At 66.5% G+C, this 26289-nt stretch carries 23 protein-coding genes and 1 tRNA gene; 12 read left to right on the top strand and 12 right to left on the bottom strand.

Features of this window, described 5'->3' with window-relative positions; translation table 11 throughout:
- Positions 1-257: 257 nt before the first annotated feature.
- From V5F68_RS00220 to V5F68_RS00240, 5 genes are all read right to left on the bottom strand, one after another.
- Entirely contained in the window at positions 258-881 is a 624-nt protein-coding gene (locus V5F68_RS00220; protein ID WP_394012743.1) for a hypothetical protein, read from the bottom strand.
- A complete protein-coding gene (locus V5F68_RS00225) occupies positions 878-1240 on the bottom strand; it encodes a hypothetical protein (protein ID WP_394012742.1) in 363 nt (120 codons plus the stop codon). Before V5F68_RS00225 ends, V5F68_RS00220 begins: the two co-directional genes overlap by 4 nt.
- An 81-nt stretch (positions 1241-1321) precedes the next feature.
- Complete coding sequence (locus V5F68_RS00230; protein WP_394012741.1) at positions 1322-2110, bottom strand: TIR domain-containing protein; 789 nt, start codon at positions 2108-2110, stop codon at positions 1322-1324.
- A gap of 575 nt (positions 2111-2685) precedes the next feature.
- Complete coding sequence (locus V5F68_RS00235; RefSeq protein WP_394012740.1) at positions 2686-2901, bottom strand: hypothetical protein; 216 nt, start codon at positions 2899-2901, stop codon at positions 2686-2688.
- Positions 2902-2910: 9 nt separating this feature from the next.
- Entirely contained in the window at positions 2911-3444 is a 534-nt protein-coding gene (locus V5F68_RS00240; protein WP_394012739.1) for a helix-turn-helix domain-containing protein, read from the bottom strand.
- 74 nt (positions 3445-3518) lie between these two features.
- Between V5F68_RS00240 and V5F68_RS00245 the strand changes: the two genes are divergently transcribed.
- Both V5F68_RS00245 and V5F68_RS00250 read left to right on the top strand, forming a co-directional pair.
- Positions 3519-3734, top strand: coding sequence for a hypothetical protein (locus V5F68_RS00245; RefSeq protein WP_394012738.1), 216 nt, complete (start codon positions 3519-3521; stop codon positions 3732-3734).
- A gap of 1025 nt (positions 3735-4759) precedes the next feature.
- On the top strand, positions 4760-5332 hold the full coding sequence (locus tag V5F68_RS00250; protein ID WP_394104106.1) for a tyrosine-type recombinase/integrase: 573 nt from the start codon (positions 4760-4762) through the stop codon (positions 5330-5332).
- Here V5F68_RS00250 and V5F68_RS00255 read toward each other — a convergent pair.
- Together V5F68_RS00255 and V5F68_RS00260 are read right to left on the bottom strand one after the other, a co-directional pair.
- Positions 5292-5367 (bottom strand) — tRNA-Glu (locus V5F68_RS00255). The two genes, V5F68_RS00250 and V5F68_RS00255, sit on opposite strands and share 41 nt — an antisense overlap.
- A gap of 166 nt (positions 5368-5533) precedes the next feature.
- Positions 5534-6226, bottom strand: coding sequence for a YggS family pyridoxal phosphate-dependent enzyme (locus V5F68_RS00260; protein WP_394012737.1), 693 nt, complete (start codon positions 6224-6226; stop codon positions 5534-5536).
- 131 nt (positions 6227-6357) lie between these two features.
- Here V5F68_RS00260 and V5F68_RS00265 point away from each other — a divergent pair, with 131 nt between their 5' ends.
- From V5F68_RS00265 to V5F68_RS00275, 3 genes are all read left to right on the top strand, one after another.
- Complete coding sequence (locus V5F68_RS00265) at positions 6358-8007, top strand: sensor domain-containing diguanylate cyclase (RefSeq protein WP_394012736.1); 1650 nt, start codon at positions 6358-6360, stop codon at positions 8005-8007.
- Positions 8007-8444: an NUDIX hydrolase gene (locus tag V5F68_RS00270; protein ID WP_394012735.1), complete on the top strand. Its 438-nt coding sequence runs from the start codon at positions 8007-8009 to the stop codon at positions 8442-8444. Before V5F68_RS00265 ends, V5F68_RS00270 begins: the two co-directional genes overlap by 1 nt.
- 64 nt (positions 8445-8508) lie before the next feature.
- Complete coding sequence (locus tag V5F68_RS00275) at positions 8509-9729, top strand: acyl-CoA dehydrogenase (protein WP_394012734.1); 1221 nt, start codon at positions 8509-8511, stop codon at positions 9727-9729.
- Positions 9730-9752: 23 nt separating this feature from the next.
- Here V5F68_RS00275 and V5F68_RS00280 read toward each other — a convergent pair whose 3' ends face one another.
- Genes V5F68_RS00280 through V5F68_RS00295 form a run of 4 tightly spaced genes read right to left on the bottom strand, consistent with a single transcriptional unit; the run spans position 9753 to position 14893 of the window.
- Entirely contained in the window at positions 9753-10319 is a 567-nt protein-coding gene (locus tag V5F68_RS00280; RefSeq protein ID WP_394012733.1) for a sarcosine oxidase subunit gamma, read from the bottom strand.
- Positions 10312-13323 carry a sarcosine oxidase subunit alpha family protein gene (locus V5F68_RS00285; protein WP_394012732.1) on the bottom strand — a complete coding sequence of 1004 codons (3012 nt, stop codon included), beginning with the start codon at positions 13321-13323 and terminating at the stop codon, positions 10312-10314. The genes V5F68_RS00280 and V5F68_RS00285 overlap by 8 nt, the downstream gene beginning before the upstream one ends.
- The gene (locus V5F68_RS00290; protein ID WP_394012731.1) at positions 13323-13628 is read right to left on the bottom strand and encodes a sarcosine oxidase subunit delta; all 306 of its coding nucleotides are present in this window, start codon (positions 13626-13628) and stop codon (positions 13323-13325) included. The genes V5F68_RS00285 and V5F68_RS00290 overlap by 1 nt, the downstream gene beginning before the upstream one ends.
- An 11-nt stretch (positions 13629-13639) precedes the next feature.
- Positions 13640-14893, bottom strand: coding sequence for a sarcosine oxidase subunit beta family protein (locus V5F68_RS00295; protein ID WP_394012730.1), 1254 nt, complete (start codon positions 14891-14893; stop codon positions 13640-13642).
- A 251-nt stretch (positions 14894-15144) separates the two neighbouring features.
- On the opposite strand from V5F68_RS00295, the gene V5F68_RS00300 reads away from it, so the two are divergent.
- Genes V5F68_RS00300 through V5F68_RS00330 form a run of 7 tightly spaced genes read left to right on the top strand, consistent with a single transcriptional unit; the run spans position 15145 to position 24508 of the window.
- Positions 15145-16404, top strand: coding sequence for an aromatic ring-hydroxylating oxygenase subunit alpha (locus V5F68_RS00300; RefSeq protein ID WP_394012729.1), 1260 nt, complete (start codon positions 15145-15147; stop codon positions 16402-16404).
- Between the two features lie 3 nt (positions 16405-16407).
- Positions 16408-17541, top strand: coding sequence for an FAD-binding oxidoreductase (locus V5F68_RS00305; protein ID WP_394012727.1), 1134 nt, complete (start codon positions 16408-16410; stop codon positions 17539-17541).
- A 2-nt stretch (positions 17542-17543) separates the two neighbouring features.
- On the top strand, positions 17544-18542 hold the full coding sequence (locus tag V5F68_RS00310) for a GlxA family transcriptional regulator (RefSeq protein ID WP_394013043.1): 999 nt from the start codon (positions 17544-17546) through the stop codon (positions 18540-18542).
- 40 nt (positions 18543-18582) lie between these two features.
- Positions 18583-20622 (top strand): oxidoreductase, encoded by a 2040-nt coding sequence (locus V5F68_RS00315; RefSeq protein ID WP_394012726.1) that lies wholly within the window; start codon positions 18583-18585, stop codon positions 20620-20622.
- A 3-nt stretch (positions 20623-20625) separates the two neighbouring features.
- Positions 20626-22551, top strand: a complete 1926-nt coding sequence (locus V5F68_RS00320) for a (Fe-S)-binding protein (protein WP_394012725.1) — start codon at positions 20626-20628, stop codon at positions 22549-22551.
- On the top strand, positions 22548-23750 hold the full coding sequence (locus V5F68_RS00325) for an electron transfer flavoprotein subunit alpha/FixB family protein (protein WP_394012724.1): 1203 nt from the start codon (positions 22548-22550) through the stop codon (positions 23748-23750). The genes V5F68_RS00320 and V5F68_RS00325 overlap by 4 nt, the downstream gene beginning before the upstream one ends.
- Complete coding sequence (locus tag V5F68_RS00330) at positions 23747-24508, top strand: electron transfer flavoprotein subunit beta (RefSeq protein WP_394012723.1); 762 nt, start codon at positions 23747-23749, stop codon at positions 24506-24508. Before V5F68_RS00325 ends, V5F68_RS00330 begins: the two co-directional genes overlap by 4 nt.
- Positions 24509-24612: 104 nt before the next feature.
- On the opposite strand, the gene betA is transcribed toward V5F68_RS00330, so the two are convergent.
- Positions 24613-26289: a choline dehydrogenase gene (betA, locus tag V5F68_RS00335; protein ID WP_445322308.1), complete on the bottom strand. Its 1677-nt coding sequence runs from the start codon at positions 26287-26289 to the stop codon at positions 24613-24615.

The following is a 26289-nucleotide window of genomic DNA, read 5'->3' on the forward strand; positions in this document are numbered from 1 at the left end:
AACGATCGAGCCTTTTAATCGTTATTTAAAGGCGAGCAGAAAGCCATTATCCTGGGGGCCGAACTCTTAGCGACGGAAGCCGCGCGAAAAAAGGCGCGTTATTTCAACCAATTAGGACCCAAAGGAAATGCGGAACGACTAAGAGCACTTAATCGTTTTTGAAATAACGATATTATTTCAATGAGTTGCGACGCGAGCTTGACCGCGGTTTGTGGATTGCCGACAACCTTGATCATCCTGCTTCCGACGATTCTGTCTCAATTAATGACGGAGTCTGTCCGGTGCGTTCTGATCCTAATATCTCCATCAACCTTTTCGGTATTCTGAGCGGGTCTGCTCAGGGCGTCGAGGGCGTCATGTCGATGACGCTTATCGTCATTCTGGTGTTGGGAGTGGCCGCGCTCTGGCGAACACGATGAGCGCATCTCGGATGGTGGCGAAAGGTCGGCGCGCTTGAGGTTCGGCCGGCAGGGCTGCGACCTTGGTGGCGCGGCAGGCAGGACATGGATTACTCCCTCCTCCTGCAATCGCCCCATTTCATCGCGCAGCGATTCCACCTCTGCCTCGAGGCGAGTCTTGTCTGCATTCGCGAATTGCAGCTTGGCTTCTGTGCCCTCGATTTTCTTGCAGACCGACTCCGCATAGCCCTCGGCTACCTGGAGCCGTCCCTTTGTCTCCGAAAGCAACTTCTCTGCCCGCTCTGCCCGACGCTTTATCTCTTCGATCTGGCGTGCAGTGAACTTCTCCCCAGCCGCAGCCCTGGACAGAACCTCTTCGCGCACCGGGTCAGGGGTGGAGTCGGATGACAGAGCGACAAGCGCGCGGAAGCTCAAATCGGCAACGCGCTGCCGATCTTGCCCGAACCGTTCGAATACACTCATATAATTTCTTGCGTTTCGCTCTGACATCCCGAACTCAGCATCAATCCAAGGCCGGCGCTGCGTCTCAAGCTGGTGCCAGCTACCTTGAGGATATCGTCGCCGAGGTCTTCAGCGATGCCCGCCTCGCGCTGCAAGGTGCGTTCGGACTTGCCTGTGGCTGCTGACATGGCGGCGGTGAACGTGGGCGCCAATTTGGCGCTGACGTCTCCCCGCCCTAGCGCCCGGTTCATAGCGGCTGCCTGTGCTGCACCTCGCTTCGTCTCTGGATGCAGATCTTCATAAAGCTCCTTCGCCCTCATGAGCGCATAAGCCTCCTCGGCTGGCGAAAGGCTCGCCCGCTCCAAGTTCTCGGTGTGCATGGCAAGCTCAGCGCGGGCAAGCAGCCGGATGGCGCGGCGGTGGGGCGACGCGGTGGGGGAGAGGCTGGGGCTAAAGGCGTTCTAAGCCATCCAGCTTTTCCTTCTTGATCTGCTGAAATCCATCGGGCGCGCCTTAAATAGGATCGTATCCGGTCCCTCTCGAACCAGTTCATACTTCCATCTACTCGCCGCTTTCTTAATATGTTTTTTGGCTGATCCTGGAGCTAAGCGCAATTCTCGATCAACATCTGCATAGCGAATTGCTTGGGAATTGAGACTAGCCCCCCGAGACCCCATCCACGATTCAATGAGTGTCAGACAATCATCATCGTCGCTTGTCAGGTTTTCGGTCTCAGGTAAGCCTTTCGTTTCAAGCGCTTGGGATAGCTGAAGACGCGGATTGACCTTGCTCATCGCCTTCTTGATTCGGGCGCAGGCCGGCCCCAGTGCGGCAACCAGATTGCCGTCCTGTCTATCCGCATCGAACTGTGCAGGCGCAACTCCTAGAAGATCAGTCGGAACGTGCAAATCTTCAACGCCACGCGGTGCAACGAGATAACACCTCTCTCGACCAAGTCTTCCAATAAACAGGCCCAATTCGAATATGATGTTGTCGCGTACAATTCTCTTCGTATTATCCCGCATTGTTGCAACGTCATCTGGAGAAAAAACGAAAATAGCAAAATCTGTTTCGTCTATTTGATCAAGTAGCGATTCGAGGGCCGTCTTTGAAAGGCCAAATACGCCCTGACTCCAGACAGTCACTTCGGCAAAAAATTCTAACCCTTCTTGGATGGCATAGGCGGTATCTATGTTTTCGACGGATGACGCGACGAATACGCGCGACTTAAAGGCTGCGTGACCGCTCATAACTTAACCGGCCTCCGGATATCTCTATTTTAATCCTGATCGGCTGTATTATCTCACGCTGAGCGACTGCTGTCACGTTGCCTCACCGCTGGCGCTAGAGCGCACTTCTAGCCGCTCAATGCTGCATCGGCGAGCGCGAAACTGGGAGCGTTTGGCCTCTTCAAATTTTCCATCGAGCTTTGGCATGGTGCGGACGGCGAGCGACATGCCGCCCTCGGGACGATGCCTGCGGTCGTCGCTCCGCTTGCTTTAATTCGGGACACCGTGTCCCGAATGAAGAACCGCACCCGCTCGGCACGATGCTCTGACTTCCCCGTCGCCGCTGACATTGCGGCAGTGAATGGGACCTGATGCTTGCGGCCAAAATGGCCGCAAGCATCCCCAGACGACCGTGCGTGCTCGCCCCAACGTCCTTGTGGCCATGCCAGTCGACTTGGCCGTATCGGTCACAAAGGACGTAACGGCGGAATCCGCCGTTACGCCTTCGCTCCCCCGCTCGGCGGCGGATGCCGGCCACCCACAGCCTCGCCTTCCGGATGTGGTCCGCTTCCTGCGCGGGCGACAGGCGCCGCGCGCTAGCCCTTGACGGACCTCGCGCGGCGCGCCTTCTGCCTGGCAGCTTCCGCCCTATCTGCTTCAGCCTTCTCGCGCGCCTCGCGGAGGGCCTTCAGGCGGGCAATCTTCTCATGCGCGGCATCGGCGGCCTGATCGACCGGAGAGGCCGTAGGTGCGGCTTGCTGGCCAGCGAAGGCAGCGTTGGCCCTGGCCTTGAGGTCGGTGGGACTGGTCACGGGCGCTCCTTAGTCGTCGTTCTCTGCATTGAGCTGATCGGGCCGCAGACCCTCGCCTGTCCCCACCTTCACTGCCACGCCGGGACCGCCCGCTGCATCGCCGGTATCGAGGAATTGGACGCCGGCGGATTCGAGGGCCATCCGCAAGACCTGAAGGCTGGCAGGCTGCGGTACGCTTTTCTCGTTTTCGAAGTTGCGGATCGTGACATCACTGACGCCAGCCGCCTTTGCGAGTTGACCTTGGGTCCAGTTGAGCACGCCTCTAGCGGCACGGCATTGAGAAGGTGTCATGGCAGCAGAATACATGCCGTTATCGTTTTTCGGAAGCCCGTTCGAAAAACGCCTTGACTTGTGATTAACGAAAAACGAAGCTTCTTTTGGAAAACGAAAGAGGCCCGTATGTCCTTCTCCCCATTTGCCCGCCACACTCACCTCGACCTCGAGAGCGAGATTAACGACGTCCAATGCGCCATCAACATCGCGTTGGTGCTGGCAGAGGGCGTGGGGATCGACGAGGCTCAGCGCATCAACATGCTGGTTCATGCCACCTATCACGCTCAGCAAATGGTGGAGACCCTGAAGGGCAAGTTCAACTCCATCTCGCGGGAGCCTGCCCGATGAGCAAGCCGCTTCCCTTGGAGACTCGCGCCCTGAATGCGCTGCTCGCAACGGCGATCGCCACAGACCTCGTCGAGGATATGCTGCGCGGTGGCAAGGCCACCCCTGAGACCGAGAAAGCCGTGTGGGCGCTCTACCAAGCGAACGACTTGGTGAAGGCGCTCCATGAGGCCCTCCATCGAGCTCCTGGCCGCCTGTTGGACCACACCAGCTAAGCGCGTCGCGACCTACCGCCACGGCCATGCAGGCTCACCACGCCCACCAGCCCGTCGACGTCACCACCGTCGGCGGGCCGGCCCCATCGAAAGCTTCGGGTTCCCGACCAAAGCGGCGCTTATGCGTTTGATCTCGGAGCCAACCAGTGGGCTTATCTAGACGGATGCCAACAGAGTGGGGGAGCAATGACCGTCACGCCGGCAAATGACAATCGAAACAGTGTGCCTTCCTGGCTGAATCCCCGAGGGCACTCGCGGACTCAGGCTGCGGCGTACGTGGGTGTGTCGCCGTCTCTCTTCGATGAGATGGTGCGCGACGGGCGTATGCCTGCACCGAAGCGGGTCAATTCGCGGACTATCTGGGACGTGCGAAAGCTCGACTCGGCATTTGACGCGCTGCCTGGAGACGAGGCCGCAGAGTCCAATCCTTGGGATGCAGTCGCCTAATGCCACGCGCGAACCCTCCGCGGCTGAGCCGTGATATGGATCGCCACGGAAATCTGCGCTGGTATGTTCGGGCTCCCGGCAAGCCGAAGATCCGTCTCCGCGAGGAGTACGGAACCGAAAAGTTCTGGCAGGCCTATCGCGACGCATTGGCGGGCAAGAAAGCTACACGCCCATCTGCGCCATCTGTGGCGGCTGCGGGGAGCTTTCGAAGCCTCTGCGTGAAGTACATCGGAAGCTCCGAATTCAAGGCGTTGGACGTCAGCACCCGCAACTGGCGCAGGCGCTCCCTTGAGGATGTATGTGAGACCAGGGGGGCTCTGCCTGTCGATCGAATGGAGGCGAAGCACGTCCGCAAATTGCGCGAGGAGCTTGCCGACAAGCCGGCGGTGGCGAATCAGCGGCTGAAGGCACTTAAAGCTCTGTTCTCTTGGGCGGTCGAGGCGGATGAGGTCGCCACCAATCCTGCGCGCGACATCAAGCTGATCAGATACAAGACGGATGGCCATCACTCTTGGAGCATCGAAGAGGTCCGGCAGTTCGAGGCACGCCACCCCATGGGGACGAAGGCGCGGCTCGCTATGGCCTTGCTGCTCTACACAGCGTGCCGTCGAGAGGATGCCGTGAGGCTGGGCCCCGCGCATATCCAAGACGGGCGCGTACGATTTACACAGGCGAAAAACGAAGATCGTTCCCCCGTCGAAATCGACATACCGCTTCACCCAGAATTGGCTGCAGCTATCACAGCGGCGCCGACGGGCGATCGAACATTCCTCATCACCGAGTTCGGCAAGCCGTTTACGCCCAACGGCTTTGGAAACTGGTTCGCGGATCGCTGCGCCGAAGCTGGCGTGCCCGGTCGCGCTCACGGCCTTCGCAAAGCCATGGCAGTGAGGCTCGCCGAGAGCGAGGCCACGCCCCATGAGGTGATGTCCTTCACCGGCCATCGCACGCTCGGGGAAGTCGAGCGCTACACCAAGGGTGTCCGGCAAGCGCACTTGGCTGACTCTGCTATGTCGAAGTTGCAGACAGGAATGCACTTTGTCCCACCAAAAAGTCGGGTGGGACACGAAGGAAAAAAAGATGAGGAATTTCAATGGCCTTCAGGCCACGTGGCGCTCCCAAGGGGAATCGAACCCCTGTTTTCGCCGTGAGAGGGCGACGTCCTAGACCGCTAGACGATGGGAGCTGCGCGGAAGGGGCTCCGTATAGCCGCGAACCGGGCAGCCAGCAAGCCCTTCCTTGCGGGGTTTCTTTATCATCCCCAGGCAACAGACCGCATCCAACCGCCGGCAGCGCCGGGCGGGCGGGATGGTGTCGGTCGGTCGCATGGGTCGTGCCGGGCGATCGGCGCGTCAGGCCGGCGGGCGGGGGCGGTGGCCGAAGATGGCGCTGCCGACGCGCACATGGGTCGCGCCCTGGTGGATCGCCACGGCGAAGTCCGCGCTCATGCCCATCGACAGGCCGCGCAAGCCGTTGCGCGCGGCGATCTGGGCCAGCAGCGCGAAGTGCGGCGCCGGCACATCCTCCACGGGGGGGATGCACATGAGCCCCTCCACGTTCAGGCCGCAGGCGTTGCGGCATTCGGCGATGAAGGCGTCGGCCTCCTGCGGCAGGACGCCCGCCTTCTGCGGCTCCGCCCCGGTGTTCACCTGCACGAACACCGGCAGGTGGCGACCCTGGCGCGCAATCTCCTCGGCCAGGGCGCGGGCGATCTTCGGCCGGTCGACCGTGTGGATGACGTCGAAGGTCTCGACCGCCTCGCGGGTCTTGTTGGATTGCAGCGGCCCGATGAGGTGCAGTTGAATGCCGGGTGTCGCGGCCTGTAGGGCAGGCCACTTCTCTCGCGCTTCCTGCACCCGGTTCTCGCCGAACACCCGCTGGCCGGCGGCGATGACGGGAGCGATCTCCGAGGCGGGGAAGGTCTTGGATACCGCGATCAGTTCCACCGCGCTGCTGGGGCGGCCGGCTTCGCGACAGGCGAGGTCCAGTTCGGCGCGCACGCGGGCGAGGTGGTATGCGGGTCCTTCTTGATCCAGATCGGGCATAAGTGGAGGTCCTTCCTGCGTCCTGAAGGGCGCGCGTGGGCATTGTGGCTCCCTTTTGTCGAAAGATCGCGGTAGAAGGAAGATAGGCGGTGTCCGCATGAATGACAGGCGGGCGGGGAAGCTGGACGTACATGGCCGATCAAGCTCAGGGACTTTGGGGTCGGCACCGGCGGCGGAATGTCAGCATCAGACGGCGGCTTGCCTATCTGATTTTGCTCGTGGCCCTGCCGATTTCCGCCGAGCGAATCTATGCGCTGCTGGCCTCGCGCGACGAGCAGATCGACCGCACCTATGAGAGGCTGCGCGATATCGCCGATTCCGCTGCGCTGGCCCAGCGCGAGGCGATCGGCGCGGCGCAAGCCGTGGTGCAGACGCTCAGTCGCCAGGCCACGTCGCTGATGCAGGATCCGCCCGCATGCGAGCAGTTCCTGCGCCGCTTGAACAACGAGGCGGTGGGGATTCAGGGCGCATTGATCGCGGGCGTCGATGGCCGCATCGTGTGCGCGAGCACCCGCGCCCTCATGGGGGTCGACCTGTCCGACCGCGATTATGTGCGCGCCGCCCTGGCAACCCCGCAGCCGGCCATCAGCCACCTCATCACGGCCCGCAACACCGGCCGCTCGGTGATTGCGGTCGCCGAGGCGGAGCGGGATGCGCAGGGCGACCCCATAGCGCTCGCCATCGTCGGCGTCGATCTGCAATGGATGTCGCGCATCGCCTCCCAATCCGGGGTGGAGGACGGTGTCACGGTCTGCATCATCGACGGCGGCGGCACGGTGCTGGTGCGCTATCCCATGGCCTCGAACCTCGTGGGCAACAATTTTCGGAACCATCCGCTGGTCCAGCGTGTCCTGTCCGGCAACGAAGGGCAGATGAAAACGAAGGGCATCGACGGAGAGGAGCGCTATTACGCCTTCTCCCGGCTCGCGGGCACGGACCTCAGGGTCCTGGTGGGGAGCGATTCCTCCCTGGTGATCGCGGATATCGATCAGCGCATCTTCACCATCTTCTTCGCCCTGCTGGGCGGCGTCGCGCTGCTGATCGTCCTCGCCTGGTATGCGGCCGACAAGCTGGTGGTCGAGCCAGTGCAGCAACTGGCGCTGGATATCGTCGCGGTCGGGCGGGAAGAGGCGGATACCATCAGCCAGGTGCGGGTGGAGGAGTTCCAGCCGCTGGTGGCTGCGTTCGGCGAGATGAGCCAGCGCCTGTCGGAGCGCACGGAGGAATTGCGCAGCCAGAATGGCCGCCTCGCCGCGCTCGCGCGCATGGATGGGCTGACCGGGCTCGCCAACCGGCGCACCTTCGACGTGCAATTGTCGGAGGATTGGGTGCGGGCCGGCGACCTGCGTCGGCCGCTTGCGCTGGTGATGGCCGACGTGGACCATTTCAAGCTGTTCAACGACGCGCGCGGCCATCTGGCCGGCGACGATGCGCTGCGCAGTGTCGCCCGCATGCTCTCGGCCGCGACCGCGGGCACGCGGTATCTGGCGGCCCGCTACGGCGGTGAGGAGTTTGTCGTCCTGTTGCCCGATACCGACCTCGCCGGTGCGGTGGAATTCGCCGAGGATGTGCGCCGGCTGGTGGCCGCCCTGGGCATCGAGCATCCCGGCGTGCCCTCGCGTCGGCTGACGGCGAGCTTCGGCGCGGCGGCGACCGTGCCGCGCGTCTCCGGATCCCCGGACGGCCTGCTCGCGGCGGTGGATGCGGCGCTCTACGAGGCCAAGCGCCAGGGGCGCAATCGCGTCATGGCCGCGCCCGATCTGGCTGTGGAGCGGCTGTAATGGCGGGTGAGGCACGCCGGCCCGGCTGCGGCGCGCTCGCGGTGGTGGTGCGGGCGGGCAAGGTGCTGCTCGTGCAGCGGGCCAATCCGCCCGACCAGGGCTTGTGGGGATTTCCCGGCGGGCGGATCGAATGGGGCGAAACCGCCGCCGAGGCCGCGGTGCGCGAACTGCTGGAGGAAACCGGCGTCGCCGCGCGGGCGGGTGTGTCGCTGTGTGCCCTCGACGCGCTCGACCGATCGGGGGATGGAGAGATCCTGCATCATTACGTTCTGGTCGCGGTGCTTTGCCATTGGTCCAGCGGCGAGGGCGTGGCGGCCGATGATGCAACCGCGGCGTGCTGGTTCGGGCTCGAGGAGATTGCCGCGCGGGGAGAGGAACTCAGCCTCGGCGTGCTGGATGTGGCGCGCCAGGTGATGGCCATGGTCGAGAGCGCCTGACCCCATTGCGGTGGGCGCGGGGAAACGCACTGCCGGCCCGCAGGGCCGTATCTGGGAGGTTGTCATGTCACACGCGTCGAAGGTTCGTCCCGAGGCCCATGCCAAGGCCCCGGCCTTCGATTGGTCGGACCCGTTCCTGCTGGACGATCAGCTCTCCGAGGACGAGCGGCTGATTCGCGATGCCGCCAACGCCTATGCCCAGGACAAGCTGGCGCCGCGGGTGGTCGAGGCCTACGCCAGCGAGAAGACCGACCGCGCGATCTTCTCTGAGATGGGCGAACTCGGTCTGCTGGGCGTGACGGTGCCGGAGGAATATGGCGGTGCGGGCGCCTCCTATGTCTCCTACGGCCTGGTCGCGCGCGAAGTGGAGCGGGTGGACAGCGGCTATCGGTCCATGATGAGCGTGCAATCCTCGCTCGTCATGTATCCGATCTACGCCTATGGCGATGAAGCCCAGCGCCGCAAATACCTGCCGAAACTCGCGCTCGGCGATTATGTCGGCTGCTTCGGCCTGACCGAGCCGGATGCCGGCTCCGACCCGGCCGGCATGAAGACCAAAGCGGTGAAGATCGACGGCGGCTATCGCCTCACCGGCACCAAGACCTGGATTTCCAATGCGCCCATCGCCGACGTCTTCGTGGTGTGGGCGAAGTCGGACGCCCATGACAATGAGATTCGCGGCTTCGTGCTTGAAAAGGGCATGAAGGGGCTTTCCGCCCCGAAGATCGGCGGCAAGCTCTCGCTGCGGGCCTCGATCACCGGCGAGATCGTGATGGACGGCGTCGAGGTGGGCGAGGAGGCGCTTCTGCCCAACGTCTCTGGCCTCAAGGGGCCGTTCGGTTGCCTCAACCGGGCGCGCTACGGCATTTCCTGGGGCGTGCTCGGGGCGGCGGAGGATTGCCTGGCACGGGCGCGGCAATACACGCTGGACCGCAAGCAGTTCGGCCGTCCGCTGGCGGCGACCCAATTGGTGCAGAAGAAGCTGGCGGACATGATGACCGAGATCGCCCTCGGCCTTCAGGGTTCGCTGCGCGTGGGCCGGCTGTTCGACGAGGGCAAGATGTCGCCCGACATGATTTCCATCATGAAGCGCAACAATTGCGGCAAGGCGCTGGATATCGCCCGCGTCGCCCGTGACATGCACGGCGGCAACGGCATCCAGCAGGATTACCATGTGATGCGCCACGCGCAGAATCTGGAGACCGTGAACACCTATGAGGGCACGCACGACGTGCACGCCCTCATCCTCGGCCGGGCCATCACCGGCATCCAGGCCTTCTTCTGAGAACTGAGAGCGCGGCGCGGGGTTCAGTCGAACTCCTGCGCCACCTCGCTCAGGAAGGCGAAGACATAGGGCGCGAACGAGCGCCAGCATTCCACCTGGAAGCTCTCTTGCGCGGTGGCGCGCACCAGCACCACCTCGGACTTGCCGAGCAGCGTGCGCGTGGCCGACGCGGCCGGAAAGGCGCCGTCGGCAAGATCAAGCGCGATCCCGGCATTGAGCACGTCGCGGGCATGGGGTCCGGCGACACGGATGCCGCAATTGCGGCTGCCCACGTCCACCAGCGAGAAGAGCCGGCCGGCGAGGCCCTGTTCCAGCTCCACGCGGACCTGCCCGCCTTCGCCCTCGGGCACCACGAGCAGCCATTCGTCCGGCCCGAGGCGGGCGGCGAAGCGGTCCGGGGTGCCGCTGCACGTGTTGATGGCGCGGGAGAAGTCGAAGCCGGCGATCATTCCGGCCGGCACAGTCTCGGCGTCCCGGATCCGCAGCACGAACCGCGCGGCGGGGGCGAGCGGCGTCACCTGCGTGACCCGCCCGCTGGCGGCGGGCGCCAGCACCGGGGTGCGGCGGGCGAGGGTGTGTGCGTCAGCCATGGGTGCTCTCTCCAATCACGGCGCCGTTCACGCGCTTTCCGTCCGCATCGAAAAACACCGGCGCGCCCACTTTCACGGCCGTGAAGCCCGCGGGCGTGGTGACGTGCAGCGTCTCGCCCATGCGGGCGCGCCCGCCTTCGATCAGGGCCATGGCGATGGGATGCCCGCAGGCCGCGCTCCAATAAGAGGAGGTGACATGGCCGAGCATCTTCATGGGCACCGGCTGTGCGGTGTCGGCCACCACCTGCGCGCCCTCGTCGAGCACGGTCGTGCCGTCGAGGCTGTTGAGGCCGACCAATTGCTTGCGGTTCGGCAGGCTCATGTCGGGCCGCGCCAGCGAACGCTTGCCGACGAAGTCCGGCTTCAGCTTCGAGACCATGCCGCCGAGGCCGAGATCGTCGGGCGTCACGGTGCCGTCGGTTTCCTGGCCGACGATGACGAAGCCGCGCTCCGCGCGCAGCACGTGCATGGCTTCCGTGCCATAGGGCGTGATGCCGAACCGCTGACCGTACTCGTACAGCGCCTCCCATACCGCGCGGGCATAATCCGCCGGCACGTTAATTTCATAGCCCATCTCGCCGGTGAAGGAGACGCGGAACAGGCGCGTCGGCACGCCCATGATGTGGCCGGTGCGGATCGCCATGTGCGGGAAGGCTTCGGGGGAGAGGTCGATGTCGCTCACGAAGGGCGCCAGCACATCGCGGGCTTTCGGGCCCTGGAGCGCGATCACCGCCCATTCTTCCGTGGTGGAGGTGGCGAACACCTTCAGGTCCGGCCATTCGGTCTGGAGATAATCTTCCATATGCGCCAGCACGCGCGGCGCGCCGCCGGTGGTGGTGGTGACATGGAAGCGGTCCGGCGCGAGGCGGGCGACGACGCCGTCGTCGAACACGAAGCCGTCCTCCTTCAGCATCAGGCCATAGCGGCACTTGCCGGGTTCGAGTTTCAGCCAGGCATTGGGATAGATGCGGTTGAGGAATTCCGCCGCGTCCGGCCCCACCACCTCGATCTTGCCGAGGGTGGAGGCATCGAAGATGCCGACGTTCTCGCGCACCGCCTTGCACTCGCGGTTCACCGCCGCGTGCAAGTCCTCGCCCGCCTTGGGGAAGTACCAGGCACGGCGCCACAGGGCGACATTCTCGAATTCCGCGCCATGCTCCGCCGCCCAATCGTGCAGTGGCGCCTTGCGGATGGGATCGAACAATGCGCCGCGCGCCGAGCCGATGATGGCGCCGAAGGTGACCGGCGTGTAGGGCGGGCGGAAGGTGGTGGTGCCCACTTGCGGGATCGGCTTGCCCAGCAGATCGGAGAGGATGCCGAGCGCCGCCATGTTGGAGGTCTTGCCCTGGTCGGTCGCCATGCCGTTGGTGGTGTAGCGCTTCACATGCTCGACGCTCTGGAACCCCTCGCGCACCGCAAGGCCGATGTCCTTGGCGGTGACGTCGTTCTGGAAATCCAGGAAGGCGCGCACCTTCTTGGGGTCGGCGTCGGTGGGCAGCACGCGGGCCGGCTTGAAGCCGGTGGCGGTGGCGGGCGTCGCGGTGAAGGTGCGGGTGCCGGATGCGCCCGATGCGGCGCGGCCCGCCGCCCAGCCCTCGGCGAGGATTTCGGCCAAATCATAGGTGCCCTTGCAGGCGCCGGCCGAGCGTTCCGCCTGCACCGAGGTGCCCGGCACGAAGGCGTCGATCTCGTCGCGGAAGGCGAGCTTGCCGCGCGATTGGGAGAATAGGTGCACGCTCGGCGTCCAGCCGCCGGAGACGCCCGAGCACGCGCAGGGAAGGGTGCGCCGTGCGCCCACCTTGCCCGCCGAATCCACGGGGGCGACGATGAGGCCGGTCAACGCCTTGCCGCCTGTGGAGCCGACGACGGTATGGCCGGCCAGCAGGGGAATGCCGACGACAAGCGCGCGCTCGGGGCCGATCGCCGCCTCGGGCCGTGTGTCCACCAGCGTCACGTCGAGCCCCGCCGCCTTGGCATCCGCCGCCGCGCGATAGGCGCTGGCGCCATTGGTGGCGAACACGATCTTGCGGCCCGGCGCGACGCCGTAGCGGTTGAGGAACACCCGCACGCTCTCCGCCAGCATGATGCCGGGGCGGTCGTTGTCGGCGAAGGTGAGGGGCCGCTCGTGGGCGCCGGTGGCGATCACCACCTGCTTGGCACGCACCTGCCACAGCCGCTCGCGCGGCAGCTTCGCGTCCGGCTGCGCCAGATGATCGGTGACGCGCTCGGTGAGCACCACGTGATTGTGGTTGTAATAGCCGAAGGTGGTGGTGCGCGGCAGCAGCGTGACATTGGGACGGCTCGCAAGCGCGGCAAGCGCCTGCGCCACCCATTCGGCGGCCGGGACGCCGTCGATGGTGGCGGTGGTCTCGTGTAGCAGGCTGCCGCCCATTTCCGCCTGTTCGTCGGCGAGGATCACCCGCGCGCCGCTTTCGCTCGCGGCGAGCGCGGCCGCAAGGCCGGCGGGGCCGGCGCCCACCACCAGCACGTCGCAATGGGCGTTGCGATGGACGTAGCGATCCGCGTCCGGCAGATCGGGCGCGACGCCGAGGCCGGCGGCGGCCCGGATCTTGGGCTCATAGACCTTGTCCCAGAACGAGCGCGGCCACATGAAGGTTTTGTAGTAGAAGCCGGCCACCAGCACCGGCGAGAGCAGGTCGTTGACCGCGCCGATATCATGCTCCAGCGAGGGCCAATGGTTCTGCGAGGCGACCTTCAAGCCGGCGGTGGCTTCCACGACGGTGGCGCGGTTGTTCGGGTCCACGCGCCCGGTGCCGCGATCGACGCTGAGCAAGGCGTTCGGCTCGTCCGCGCCATGGGTGAGGATGCCGCGCGGGCGGTGATATTTGAACGAGCGGCCCACCAGGGTGATGCCATTGGCGAGCAGCGCCGAGGCGACCGTGTCGCCGGCATATCCCTCCACCGTGCGGCCGTTGAAGGCGAAGGTGAGGGGGCGGGCGCGGTCCACCCGGCCGCCCGTGGGAAGGCGATGAGACTGGGCCATCACTTGCCTCCCTGGGCGGGGTCTGCCGCCGCGATGTCGGGCCGCTTCTCGCCCATCTTGTAGGTGGCGAGAAAGCTGTCGCTCACCGTGTTGCGGATCGCATTGAACCAGCGGCCGCAGCCGTGGGCATGCAGCCAGCGCTCCGCATGCACGCCCTTGGGGCTGGTGCGGATGAAGAGATACTCCGCCCATTCCGCATCCGAGAGGGCGGAAGGGTCGGCGGGGCGGGCGATATGGGCTTCGCCGCCGCAGCGGAATTCGATTTCCGGCCGCGCGCCGCAATAGGGACAGGTGACGAGGAGCATGGCGCGGGCCTTCAGTGCGCGACCGCCGCCGCCGCCGCTTCATCGATGAGGCGGCCGGTGCGGAAGCGATCGAGGGTGAATGGGGCGTTGATGGGGTGGGGTTCGTCGCGGGCGATGGTGTGGGCGAAAACGTTGGCCGAGCCGGGCGTCGCCTTGAAGCCGCCGGTGCCCCAGCCGCAATTCACATAGAGCCCTTTCACTGGCGTCTTGCCGATGATGGGCGAGCGGTCCGGCGTCACGTCCACGATGCCGCCCCAGGAGCGCAGCATGCGCATGCGGGTGAATTGCGGAAACAATTCGCAGATGGCGTCCAGCGTGTGGGTGGTGATGTGCAGCCCGCCCTGCTGGCTGTAGGAGACATATTGGTCCGTGCCCGCGCCGATGACGAGTTCGCCCTTGTCGGACTGGGAGATGTAGGCGTGCACGGCATTCGACATGAGCACGCAGGGGAAGCACGGCTTCACCGGCTCTGAGACCAAAGCCTGCAGCGGAAAGCTTTCCAGCGGCATGCGCACGCCCGCCATGCCCATGACCACGCTGGTGTGGCCCGCGGCGGAAACGCCGATCTTCTTCGCCTTGATGGGGCCGCGCGTGGTCTCCACACCGGTCACCGCGCCGTCCGGCCCGCGATTGATGCCGGTGACTTCGCAATTCTGCAGGATGTCGACGCCCAGCGCGTCGGCCGCGCGGGCATAGCCCCACACCACCGCGTCATGCCGCGCCGTGCCGCCGCGCCGCTGGAGCGCGGCGCCCATCACGGGATAGCGGATGTCGGGCGAGATGTTCAGCGGCGGGCAGAAGTCCTTCGCCTGCTCCGGCGTCATCCATTCATTGTCGATGCCGTTCAAGCGGTTGGAATAGACGTGGCGCTTGAAGCTTTGGACATCGTGCACATTGTGCGCCAGCATCAAGACGCCGCGCTGGGAGAACATGACATTGTAGTTCAGCTCCTGGGAGAGGCCCTCCCACAGCTTCACCGCATGCTCATAGAGCGCGGCGCTCTCGTCGTAGAGATAGTTCGAGCGGATGATGGTGGTGTTGCGCCCGGCATTGCCGCCGCCGATCCAGCCCTTTTCCAGCACCGCGATATTGGTGAGGCCGTGTTCCTTGGCGAGATAATAGGCTGCCCCGAGGCCGTGGCCGCCGCCGCCGATGATGATGGCGTCATAGCTCGCCTTGGGCGCGGGGTCGCGCCATTGGCGCTGCCAGCCCTGGTGGGCGTTCAGCGCTTCCGACAGCAGCGATGGTAAGGAAAAACGGCGCATGGGCCTCGGTCCCCTGGTTCCTGCCGCCAAGGTGCACCAGAGGCGTGGCTTTATCTCGTCGGCTTGCGACCCCGTTCTGGAACAAATCCGACATTCGATGCGGCAAAGCCCTCGTTTGCGCGCGTACTCGTGAAGCTGACGATTTTAGGATAAAATCCGTCGCAAATGGAAAAGCGGGCGACGCTTTTAAGTCGAACAATTCCAGTCACGGCGCGCCGAAGTCGGATCATCGCACCGCGCGGGAGAGCGACATGCTGGACACCACCGATACGGACCTGCAAACCCTGCTGCGCCGCCGCCGGCCGGGCTACAGCCTGGAAGCGCCGTTCTATACCAGCCCCGCCATCTTCGCCGCCGACATGGACATCATCTTCGGCCGCCACTGGATCTATGTGGGCGTGGAACCGGATGTGCCGGAAGCGGGCGATGCCATGGCGGTGGATATCGGCGCCACTTCCATCATCATCGTGCGCAATGACGATGGGGAGGTGCGCGCCTTCCACAATGTCTGCCGCCATCGCGGCGCGCGCCTGCTGCACGACTACAAGACCACGGTCGGCAACCTCGTGTGCCGTTATCACGCCTGGACCTATGATCTCGACGGCAAGCTGCTGTTCGCCGAGCATATGGGCAAGGACTTCGATGCCGCCTGCCACGGCCTGAAGCCGGTGCATCTGCGTTCGCTGGAAGGGCTTTTGTTCATCTGCCTCGCCGAGCGTCCGCCGGAGGATTTCGAGGAGATGGCGCAGCGCATGGCGCCGTATCTGGCGCCGCACGATCTGCGCAACGCCAAGGTCGCGTTCGAAAGCGAATTGATCGAGCCCGGCAATTGGAAGCTCACCATGGAGAACAACCGCGAATGCTATCATTGCGCGGGCAATCATCCCGAGCTCACCGTGCCGCTGTTCGCCTATGGCTTCGGCTTCGCACCGGAGGAGCTGGACGAGATGGGCCGCCTTGAAGCAGCGCGCTATGCCGATCTCGTCAAGGAAAGCCACGGCAATTGGGAAAGCTGCGGCTTCCCCTCGCAGATGATCGAGCATCTGGACGACAAGGTCACCGGCTATCGCACCGAGCGCCTGCCGCTGGACGGGGCGGGGGAGAGCCACACGGGCGACACCAAGGCGGCGTGCAAGAAGCTGCTCGGTGCCATCAACGATCCCCGCCACGGGGCGCTGCATTTCTGGACCCAGCCCAACAGCTGGCACCATTTCATGAGCGACCATGTGGTGACCTTCTCGGCCATTCCGCTGGATGCCGGGCGCACTTTGGTGCGCACCAAATGGCTGGTGCACAAGGATGCGGTGGAGGGCGTCGATTACGATATCGCCAACCTCACCGCCGTGTGGGAGGCGACCAATGCGCAGGACAGCGAATTGGTGGGCTTCTGCCAGCAGGGCGCGCAAAGCCCGGCCTACGAGCCCGGCCCCTATTCGCCCCACACCGAGATGCTGGTGGAGAAATTCTGCAATTGGTACGTGGGCCGCATGCGCGCCCATGGCGCGCGCTGAGCGATGGACGCGCCCGCCTTCCGCCCCGACCCGCTGCTGGCAACCCTCGCGGCCGAACGCCCGCTCTGGGATTGCGAGCGCGACGATGCTTTGATTGTGCGGCAGGTGCGCGCCGAGACCGCGGATGTGAAAACCTTCGTCGTCGCCCCGGCGACGCCCGCCCGTTTCGCCTATGAGCCGGGGCAGTTCATCACGCTGGATCTCGACATCGCGGGGGAGCGCGTCAACCGCTGCTATACGCTTTCCTCCACGCCCACCCGGCCGGATACGGTCTCGATTACGGTGAAGCGGGTGCCGGGCGGGCCGGTGTCCAATCATCTGCACGACCATGTGCGCGAGGGCAGCGTGCTGCGCGCGGTCGGCCCCATGGGGGATTTCACCTGCGCGCGACATAAGGCGGAGAAATATCTGTTTCTATCCGGCGGCAGCGGCATCACCCCGCTCATGTCCATGGCCCGCGCCCATCATGATCTTTCGAGCGGCGCTGACATCGTGTTCCTGCACAGCGCCAGGACGCCGGACGACATCATCTTCCGCGCCGAGCTGGAGCTGATGGCGCGCAATCAGCCCGCCTTCCGCTTCGCGGCGATCTGCGAGCGGGAAAGCGAATTCCATCCCTGGCACGGCTTCATGGGGCGGCTGCGCCCGTCGCACCTGGAGATTGCCGCGCCCGATTTCCGCGAGCGGGAAGTCTTCGTCTGCGGCCCCGCGCCCTACATGGCGGCGGTGCGCGCGATGCTGGCCGGCGCCGGCTTCGACATGGCGCGTTATCACGAGGAAAGCTTCGATTTCGCGGCCCTCGCCGGTGCGGAGCCGGAGGTGGCCGAGGCCGTCATCGCGGCAGAGGCGAGCATGGACAGGGCGCCGGCGGTGCAGACCTACAGCGTCGAATTCCGCAAATCCGGCCGCACCATCCAATGCGCGGCCGACATGAACGTGCTGGAAGCCGCGCGCCGCGCCGGCCTGCGGCTACCCTCCTCCTGCACCAAGGGCCTGTGCGGCACCTGCAAAAGCAAGATGGTGGAGGGCACGGTGGAGATGAAGCACGGCGGCGGCATCCGCCAGCGGGAGATCGACGCGGGCATGGTGCTGATCTGCTGTTCCAAGCCCACCAGCGACCTCGTGATCGAGCGGTGAGCATGCACGGCGCCCTGAAATCCGCCGCGCCCGCGGCACCGGAACCGGCCGACGCGCCGATGGCCCGGATGCGGCGCATCGGCTTTCTCACCTTGCCCAATTATTCCATGATCGCGCTCTCGAATGCGCTCGAAGCCTGCCGCATGGCCAATTATGTCAGCGGCGGGGAGGCCTATTCCTGGCAGGTACTGACCGTGGACGGCGCGGCGTGCCCCGCCAGCAACGGCCTCAGCCTCAGCCCCACCGTGCGGCTCGCGGAGGCAGGTCCGCTGGATTTGCTGATCGTGTGCGGCGGCATCGACGTGCGCCATGCGGTGGCGCGGCCCACGCGCGATGCCCTGCGCCGCGCGGCGCGCAAGGGCGTGGCGCTGGGCGCGCTCTGCACCGGCACGTTTGCCTTGGCCGAGGCCGGGCTATTGAACGGCTATCGCTGCGCCATCCATTGGGAGAATCTCGCCGCCATCCGCGAGGAATTCCCCGATGTCGCGTTCCAGGAGGATGCCTTCGTCATCGATCGCGACCGCCTCACCTGCACCGGCGGCGTCGCGCCGCTGGAGATGATGTTGGTGATGATCGCCGCCGCGCTCGGCCCGCGCACGGCGGGCGCCGTGGCCGACCAGTTCATCGTGCGGCGCAGCGGCGCCCCGGAGGGGCGCAAGGCCCATGTTTCGCCGGAAATCGCGGCGCGCCAGCCGGCGCTCGCCAAGGCGGTGGAGCTGATGGCGCGCCATGTGGAAAAGCCCATGTCGGTGGCCGATGTGGCGGCCGCCGTCGCGCTCTCCCAGCGCCAGCTCGAACGCCTGTTCCAGCATCATCTCGCCCAGTCGCCGGGGGTGTTCTATCTGGGCCTGCGGCTCGGCCGCGCCCGCGAATTGCTGCGCCTCTCGCCCTTGCCGGTGACCGATGTGGCATTCGCCTGCGGCTTCCAGTCGGCGGCGCATTTCTCCGTCGCCTATGGGCGGCGCTACGGCCATTCCCCCAAGGCGGAGCGTGCCGCATGATTTCCCCTTACGCCTGCGCCCGCGGCGCCGGAGCCCGCTCATGATCGCGAATGCCGACGCCCTGCTCAAACCCCTGACGCTGAAGGGCCTCACCATCCGCAACCGGGTGATGAGCACCTCCCACGCGCCCGGCTATGGCAAGGACGGCAAGCCGCAGGAGCGCTACCAGCTCTATCACGAGGAAAAGGCCAAGGGCGGCATCGGGCTGACCATGTTTGGCGGCTCCTCCTCGGTGGCGCTGGACAGCCCCGCCGCGCCCTGGAACCAGGTGTCGGTGGCGGACGACAGCGTCATCCCCTTCTTCCAGAGCTTTTCCGAGCGCATCCACCGGCACGGCGCCAAGCTGATGATCCAGCTGACCCACATGGGCCGGCGCACCAAATGGGACACCGAGAACTGGTTTCCCACCGTCTCCTCCTCGCCGCGCCGCGAGCCGGCCTCCCGCACCATTCCCAAGGAGCTGGAGGAGGAGGACATCGCCCGCATCGTCAAGGATTTCGCGGCGGCGGTGCGGCGCTGCAAGGAAGGCGGGCTCGACGGCTGCGAGGTCTCCGCCGCCCACGGCCATCTCATCGACCAGTTCTGGTCGCCGGCCGTGAACCGGCGCACCGACCGCTATGGCGGCAGCCTGGAAAACCGCATGCGTTTCGGCCGCGAAGTGCTCCAGGCCATGCGCCGGGCGGCGGGCGACGATTACGTCATCGGCATCCGCATGTCGGGCGACGAGATGATCGCCGACGGCCTCGCGCACGAGGAATGCGTGGAGATCGCCGCCAGCTACGCCCGCGAGGGGCTGGTGGATTTCATCAATGTGCTGGGCGGGCAGGCGCGAGACGACATGGCCCATGCCGTTTCCTTGCCCAACATGGCGTTCCCGGTCGCGCCGTTCCTGCACCTGCCGAGCGCCATCAAGCGCGAGGTGGAGGTGCCGGTGTTCCATGCCCAGCGCGTCACCGACCTTGCCAGCGCGGCGCGCGCGGTGGCGGAAGGCCATGTGGACATGGTCGCCATGACCCGCGCCCATATTGCCGACCCGCACCTCGTGAAGAAGCTGAGCGAGGGGCGCGAGGACGATATCCGCCAGTGCGTCGGCGCGGGCTATTGCATCGACCGCATCTATGTGGGCGGCGATGCTTTGTGCATCCAGAACGCCGCCACGGGCCGCGAAGCCAGCATGCCCCATGTGATCCCCAAGGCCGACGTGCGGCGCAAGGTGGTGGTGGTCGGCGCCGGGCCGGGCGGGCTGGAGGCGGCGCGGGTGTGCGCTGCGCGCGGGCATAAGGTGGTGCTGTTCGAGAAGAACGCGGCCGCCGGCGGGCAGATCAACATCGCCGCGAAGGCCAGCTGGCGCGAGGCGCTCTCGGGCATTCCGCGCTGGCTGGTCGGGCAGGTCACCAAGCTGGGGGTGGACCTGCGCCTCGGCACCGAGGCGAGCGAAGAAGCCATCCTCGCCGAAGCCCCGGACGTGGTGATCCTCGCCACCGGCGGCACGCCGAGCCTCGGCCACGCCAAGGGCGCCGAGCGCGCGGTTTCAACCAGCGATGTGCTCACCGGCAAGGTGGAGCTTTCCGGCTCGGTGCTGCTGTTCGACGAAATGGGCCAGCACAATGCCGCCTCCACCGCCGAAATGCTGGCGAAGCGTGGGTGCCTGTTGGAGTTCGTCACGTCCGATCGCTATCCGGCGCAGGAGGTGGGCACCACCAACCAACCGATCCATTATCGCGAGCTCTACAAGCTCGGCGTGGTGTTCTCGCCCAATCTCGATTTGATTGAGATCTATCCCGAGGGCAATCGCCTCGTGGCGGCGCTGCGCAACACCTTCACCGATGCGGAGGAGGAGCGGATCGTCGATCATGTGGTCGTCGAATATGGCACCTTGCCGGTGGACGGGCTCTATCGCGCGCTGAAAGCCCGTTCGGTGAATGCGGGGCAGATCGATCTCGACGCCATCGTCGCCGGCGCGCCGCAGCCGTTCGATCTCGCCAAGGGCTTCGCACTCTATCGGGTGGGGGATGCGCTCGCCGGGCGCAACATCCACGCGGCCATCTATGACGCCTTGCGCCTCTGCAAGGACATCTGAGCGATGAGCCCCGCCTTCGGCCTGTCCCTCCTCGTCTGGCTGATGGCGCTGGTCGCGCTCGCCGGCATCGCCACGCGCGCGGGGCTTTGGCGCAAGGGCCGGGCGGCGCGGGTGGATTGGGTGGCGGGCCTCCTGGCCATGCCGAAGCGCTATCTGGTGGATGTGCATCACATCGTCCAGAGGGATGTGTGCGCCGCGCGCATGCATATGCTGGTGGCGGGCGGGCTGCTCGCGGGCTCGGGCCTGGCGGCGCTCGGCATCGTTCCGGGCCTCGGCGGATCGCGCGCCTATTGGGCGCTTGTGGCGCTCGCCTTCGCCGTGATGCTCACCGGTGCCGGCGTGGCCGGCTTGCGCCGCTATCCAAGGCGCCCCACGCGGCTCTCCGGCGGGCGGTTTCAGATTTTGCCGCTGCTGCTCCTGGGCTATGCGGCGGGCGCGCTGATGGTTGCGGCGTTCGCGGCGTTGGGCGTGCCCGGCGGCTTCGTGCCGCTCGCCTGCGCCGCCGCCGCGGGTCTCGCGCTGGCATGGCAGACGGGACGCGGGCCGATGCGCCATGCGCTGGCGGGCGCGCTGCATCTTGCGGTGCATCCGCGCCCGGCGCGCTTTTCCGGGTCGCGCGCCGTCGCGCTGGCGCCCGTGGATCTTGAGGCGGAGCGGCTCGGCGTGGAGACGCCAGCGGATTTCGCCTGGAACCGGCTCCTGGGCTTTGATGCCTGCGTGCAATGCGGGCGCTGCGAGGCCGCATGCCCGGCCTTTGCCGCCGGCCAGCCGCTCAATCCCAAGCGGCTGATCCAGGATCTCGTCGGCGCCATGGAAGGCAGCGGCGCGGGCACCTATTCCGGCAGCCCTCATCCCCATGCCCGGCCGGCGGCCGGCACGGGCGGTACCGATGCGCCCCTGGTCGGCGCGGCGGCGATGATCCATCCCGATACGCTGTGGTCCTGCACCACCTGCCGGGCGTGCGTCGAGGAATGCCCGATGATGATCGAGCATGTGGACGCGATCATCGACCTGCGCCGCCACCAGACCTTGATGCTGGGCGCCGTGCCGGAAAAGGCCGCGATCCCGCTCGACGATCTGCGCGACACCGACGAGGCGGGCGGGCGGGCGCTTTCCGCTCGCGCCGATTTCGCCGCCGGGCTGGACCTGCCGGTCGCGCGGCCGGGCGTTCCGGTGGATGTGCTGCTGTGGCTCGGGGAAGGCGCCTATGACCTGCGCTATGGGCGCACGTTGCGGGCGCTGGTGCGGCTGCTGCGGGAGGCGAAGGTTGATTTCGCCATTCTCGGCGCGGACGAGCGCGATTGCGGCGATCTTGCCCGCCGCCTTGGGGACGAGGCCACCTTCGCGCGGCTCGCACGGGAGAATGTCGCCACCTTCTCCCATCTGCGCTTCGCCCGCATCCTCACCGCCGATCCCCATGCGCTGAACAGCTTGCGCAACGATTATCCCGCCTTCGGCGGCCATTACGAGGTGTGGCACCACACCGCCTTCCTCGATGCGCTGGTGGCCGAGGGAAAGCTTGCGCTCGGCGCGCTCGGGGGCCTCGCGGTGACCTATCACGACCCCTGCTATCTCGGCCGCTACAATGGCGAGGTGGACGCTCCGCGCCGGCTGCTGGACGCGCTCGGCTTGAACCGCAGCGAGATGGCGCGCCACGGCACGCGCGCGCAGTGCTGCGGCGGCGGCGGGGGCGCGCCGCTGAGCGACATCGAGGGCGAGCGCCGCATTCCCGACATGCGCATGGACCAGGCGCGGGAGACCGGCGCCGCCGTGGTGGCGGTGGCTTGTCCCACCTGCACCGCCATGCTGGAGGGTGTCGCCGGCGCCCGGCCCGAGGTGCGCGATGTGGCCGAACTGGTGCTGGCCGCCTTCGAAGCCGGCCAAACCGCGCCCACGCCCCGGCGCCGCGCCCTGGAGCTTCAGCGGTGAGCCGCCCGCGCCGCGACCCGAGGGCCGAGCGCATGGCCCGGCAGATCGCGGCGGCGCCAGCGGGAGCGGGCGCGCGCCCGCGGTTCGATCTGTTCGCATCGCCCGCCGCTCCGGTATCGCGGCGCGATCCCCGCGCCCATTGGGCGGCCGCTCGCGTGGCGGGCGGCGCACGGCTTCGGTTCGACCTCAGCCTGCTGGGGCAGGGCGGTGGCCCCGCGGTGCTCGCGCCCGCGGACGAACCCGCGCCGAAGGCGCCGCCAGTTCGGATCATCGAAGATCCCGCTTTCCTTGTGTTCGCCCTCGCCGATGCGCCGGGCGGCCATCTCACGGCGCAGGACCGTCAGCTCCTCGGCGCCGCGCGTCTGCTCGCCGATTCCGGCGGCGGAGCGGTGCTGCTGCTCGCGCCCCTCCTGCCGGAAGACGCGGGCACGGCCGGCGCGGACCGCGTGGGCGTGCTGTGGGCCGCCGATCCGCAGGCCCGTGCCGGCGCGATCCAAGCGGCCATCAGCGCCCTTGCCCCGCGCCATGTGCTGTTTCCCGAGACCCAGGTGGGCGGCGACCTCGCGCGGCGCGTGGCGGTGCGCCTTGGCGAACCCTTGTTCTGCGGCGCGGAGCAGGTCAGCGCCAAGAGCGTGGCGCGGCCGGCGCAGGGCGGAACGGTGGAGCGGCGATGCGCGCCGCCGCGCCTCATCACGCTCGCGGACGGCGCGGCGGCGCCCCATGGCCGCACACCGCACGAGGCGCGCATGCTGGATCTTTCCCTGCCCGAGGAAGCGGGCGACAGCCGCATTCTGGCGGTGGAAACCGTGCCCGCAGATCCCGCGACGGTGGCCTTGGGCGAGGCGGATTTCGTGCTCTCCGCCGGCAATGGCGTGAGTGATTTCGCCGCCTTTCGCGCCTTGGCAGCGGCGCTCGGCGCAACGCCGGGGGCGAGCCGCATGGTGTGCGACGCCGGCCTCATGCCCCGCGCCGCGCAGGTGGGCGCGTCCGGCACCGTGCTGGAGGCGCGCTGCTATTTTGCCCTCGGCATCGCCGGCGCGCCGCAGCACCTGCAAGGCATCGCCAAATGCGAGCATGTCCTGGCGGTGAACACCGATTTGCACGCCGCCATGGTGGAGCGGGCGGGGCTTGCCATCGTGCAGGATGCGCAATTGGTCATGCCCGCGCTGCTCCAGGCGCTGCAGGAGGAGGGCGCATGAAGGCGCTGGTTCTGCTCTCGCAAGGCCGCCATCCGGTTTCGGGCAAGCCCTGCCTGCTGCGCGCCGAGGCCCAGGCGGCGCGCCTTGCGGCCGGGCTCGATGCGCGCGCGACCGGCCTGCACGCCGGGCCCGCGCTCGGCGCCGCCCGCGATGCCCTCGGGCGCGGGCTCGCCAGTCTGACGCACTTGCGGATGGCGGCGGATGCCGATCCGGTTCCGGCGCTTGCCGCCGAGATCGCGACGGCGGCACCCGATGTGGTGCTCGCCGGCCCGCGCGGCCAGGGCGGCGAGGATACCGGGCTCGTCCCCTATGCGCTGGCCCATCGCCTCGGCTGGCCGCTGATCCCCGACGCGGTGGCGCTCATGCCGGGCGTCGAGACGGGCACAATGGTGGTCGAGCAGGCCCTGCCCAAGGGCGCGCGCCGCCGCGTGACGGTCCGCCTGCCCATGGTCGTCACGGTTCATGCCGGCGCCCCGGCTCCCCTGCCGTTCGCCTTCGCCAAGGCCCGGGGCGGGGAGATTGCGGTGCGGGCGGCGCAGGGGCCGGTGTGCGCTCCCGAGGGCGAGGAGCGGCCCTATCGCAAGCGGCCGAAACTGGCGGCGCGCCCGGCGGGTGGAACGGCGGCGGAGCGCCTCGCCGCCGCGACCGGAGGCTCGACGGCCGGCGGGCGGGTGCTGGTCGGCTCCGCGCCGGAGGACGCGGCACGCGAGATCCTCGCCTTCCTGCGCCAGATCGGCGTGTTGACATCCGTGCCCTGAACATGCGCCGAAATTGCCGTTTAGAGCGCGGACGAGCCGCCGACATCTTGCTCTAAACCGCCGTTCGTCTTTGCCAAGCCCATGTTTCACATGAAACATTTTGCTCAGCGCTGGGCGGTTCGCCAGTTTTCCGCCGTATAATACGGGGCGTTGGACGCCGCCAGCGCCGGCTTGCCGAGGATGATATCGGCCGCCTTTTCCCCGATCATGATGGTGGGCGCATTCAGGTTTCCCGTCGTCACGGACGGCATGATGGAGCTGTCCACCACCCGTAACCCCTCGACGCCAATCACTTTTGTGTCCGGCGTCACCACCGCCATGGGGTCGTCCGCCCGGCCCATCTTGCAGCTGCATGAGGGGTGATAGGCGCTCTCCACATGGGCGCGCACGAAGGCGTCGATCTCCTCATCGCCGGTGACGTCGGCACCCGGCTGGATCTCCCGCCCGCGATAGGGATCGAACGCTTTCTGGGCAAAGATCTCGCGGGTCAGCCGCACGCAAGCGCGCATCTCCACCATGTCATCTTCATGGCTGAGATAGTTGAAGAGGATGCGCGGATGCTCCTTGGGATCGCGCGATTTCAGCCGCACAAAGCCTCTACTTTTGGTGCGCATGGGGCCGACATGGGCCTGGAAGCCATGCTCGCTCGCAAGACCTTTGCCGTCATAGGTCACGGCCAAGGGAATGAAATGATACTGGATGTCGGGATAGCGGATGCCCGGCCGGGAGCGGATGAAGCCGCAGGTTTCGAAATGGTTGGTGGCCCCAAGCCCGGTCTTCGTCAGTAGCCATTGCGCGCCCACCAATGTGCGCGGGATGAATCCGGTCTTGGAATAAAGCGTAATCGGCTGGGTGCAGGCCACCTGGAAATAGAATTCCAGATGATCTTGAAGGTTTTCACCGACGCCAGGACGATCCACCACCACATCGATGCCCAGCTCCGCAAGTTCACCCGCCGCGCCAATGCCGGAGAGCTTGAGCAGCTTGGGCGAATTGATCGGGCCGCTGGAAACGATCACCTCCCGCCGCGCCCGCGCCACATGCTGCGTGCCCTCGCGCTCGTACCGCACGCCGACCGCCCGGCGGCCATCGAACAGGATCTGCGAGGCCAGCGCATGGGTGATCAGGCTGAGGTTGGGGCGTTTCAGGGCGGGCTTGAGATAGGCATTGGCGGTGGACCAGCGCACCCCGTCCTTCACCGTCATGTCCATGCGTCCGAAGCCTTCCTGCTGGGCGCCATTGATGTCGGAGGTCGCGGGATAGCCGGCCTGCTGTGCGGCCTCTACGAAGACTTTGTACAGCGGGTTTTCGATAGGACCGTAACTTGTTGCGAGCTGACCGGAGGCGCCGCGATATTCATCGCCGCCGTCCTGCCGGCCTTCCGCTCGCTGGAAATAGGGCAACACGTCGCGATAGCCCCAGCCGTGCGCGCCCTCTTCCTCCCACCGGTCGAAATCGTGAGGGTTGCCACGCACATAGACCATGCCGTTGACGGAAGACGAGCCGCCGATGACCTTGCCGCGCGGACACACGAGGCGCCGCCCGCCGAGGCCCGGCTCCGGCTCGGTCTCGAAGCCCCAATTGTATTTCGGCATGTTCATGGGCATGGACAGCGCCGCCGGCATTTGGATCAGCACCGAGCGGTCGGAGCCGCCAAATTCCAGCACCAGCACGCTATTCTTGCCATCGGCGGAGAGCCGGTCCGCCAGCACCGCTCCGGCCGAGCCCGAGCCGACGATGACATAATCGAATTCTTGCGCGCTTGCTTGCGAAAAGGGCAC

It is taken from the genome of Roseixanthobacter pseudopolyaromaticivorans (genome assembly GCF_043195145.2).
GTDB lineage: Bacteria > Pseudomonadota > Alphaproteobacteria > Rhizobiales > Xanthobacteraceae > NCEH01.

Coding starts and splice junctions, on each gene's coding strand:
- V5F68_RS00220 (WP_394012743.1), bottom strand. CDS start 881: ATGAGTGTATTCGAACGGTTCGGGCAAGATCGGCAGCGCGTTGCCGAT.
- V5F68_RS00225 (WP_394012742.1), bottom strand. CDS start 1,240: ATGCACACCGAGAACTTGGAGCGGGCGAGCCTTTCGCCAGCCGAGGAG.
- V5F68_RS00230 (WP_394012741.1), bottom strand. CDS start 2,110: ATGAGCGGTCACGCAGCCTTTAAGTCGCGCGTATTCGTCGCGTCATCC.
- V5F68_RS00240 (WP_394012739.1), bottom strand. CDS start 3,444: ATGAACCAGCATGTTGATGCGCTGAGCCTCGTCGATCCCCACGCCCTC.
- V5F68_RS00245 (WP_394012738.1), top strand. CDS start 3,519: ATGAGCAAGCCGCTTCCCTTGGAGACTCGCGCCCTGAATGCGCTGCTC.
- V5F68_RS00250 (WP_394104106.1), top strand. CDS start 4,760: ATGGCCTTGCTGCTCTACACAGCGTGCCGTCGAGAGGATGCCGTGAGG.
- V5F68_RS00260 (WP_394012737.1), bottom strand. CDS start 6,226: ATGCCCGATCTGGATCAAGAAGGACCCGCATACCACCTCGCCCGCGTG.
- V5F68_RS00265 (WP_394012736.1), top strand. CDS start 6,358: ATGGCCGATCAAGCTCAGGGACTTTGGGGTCGGCACCGGCGGCGGAAT.
- V5F68_RS00270 (WP_394012735.1), top strand. CDS start 8,007: ATGGCGGGTGAGGCACGCCGGCCCGGCTGCGGCGCGCTCGCGGTGGTG.
- V5F68_RS00275 (WP_394012734.1), top strand. CDS start 8,509: ATGTCACACGCGTCGAAGGTTCGTCCCGAGGCCCATGCCAAGGCCCCG.
- V5F68_RS00280 (WP_394012733.1), bottom strand. CDS start 10,319: ATGGCTGACGCACACACCCTCGCCCGCCGCACCCCGGTGCTGGCGCCC.
- V5F68_RS00285 (WP_394012732.1), bottom strand. CDS start 13,323: ATGGCCCAGTCTCATCGCCTTCCCACGGGCGGCCGGGTGGACCGCGCC.
- V5F68_RS00290 (WP_394012731.1), bottom strand. CDS start 13,628: ATGCTCCTCGTCACCTGTCCCTATTGCGGCGCGCGGCCGGAAATCGAA.
- V5F68_RS00295 (WP_394012730.1), bottom strand. CDS start 14,893: ATGCGCCGTTTTTCCTTACCATCGCTGCTGTCGGAAGCGCTGAACGCC.
- V5F68_RS00300 (WP_394012729.1), top strand. CDS start 15,145: ATGCTGGACACCACCGATACGGACCTGCAAACCCTGCTGCGCCGCCGC.
- V5F68_RS00305 (WP_394012727.1), top strand. CDS start 16,408: ATGGACGCGCCCGCCTTCCGCCCCGACCCGCTGCTGGCAACCCTCGCG.
- V5F68_RS00310 (WP_394013043.1), top strand. CDS start 17,544: ATGCACGGCGCCCTGAAATCCGCCGCGCCCGCGGCACCGGAACCGGCC.
- V5F68_RS00315 (WP_394012726.1), top strand. CDS start 18,583: ATGATCGCGAATGCCGACGCCCTGCTCAAACCCCTGACGCTGAAGGGC.
- V5F68_RS00320 (WP_394012725.1), top strand. CDS start 20,626: ATGAGCCCCGCCTTCGGCCTGTCCCTCCTCGTCTGGCTGATGGCGCTG.
- V5F68_RS00330 (WP_394012723.1), top strand. CDS start 23,747: ATGAAGGCGCTGGTTCTGCTCTCGCAAGGCCGCCATCCGGTTTCGGGC.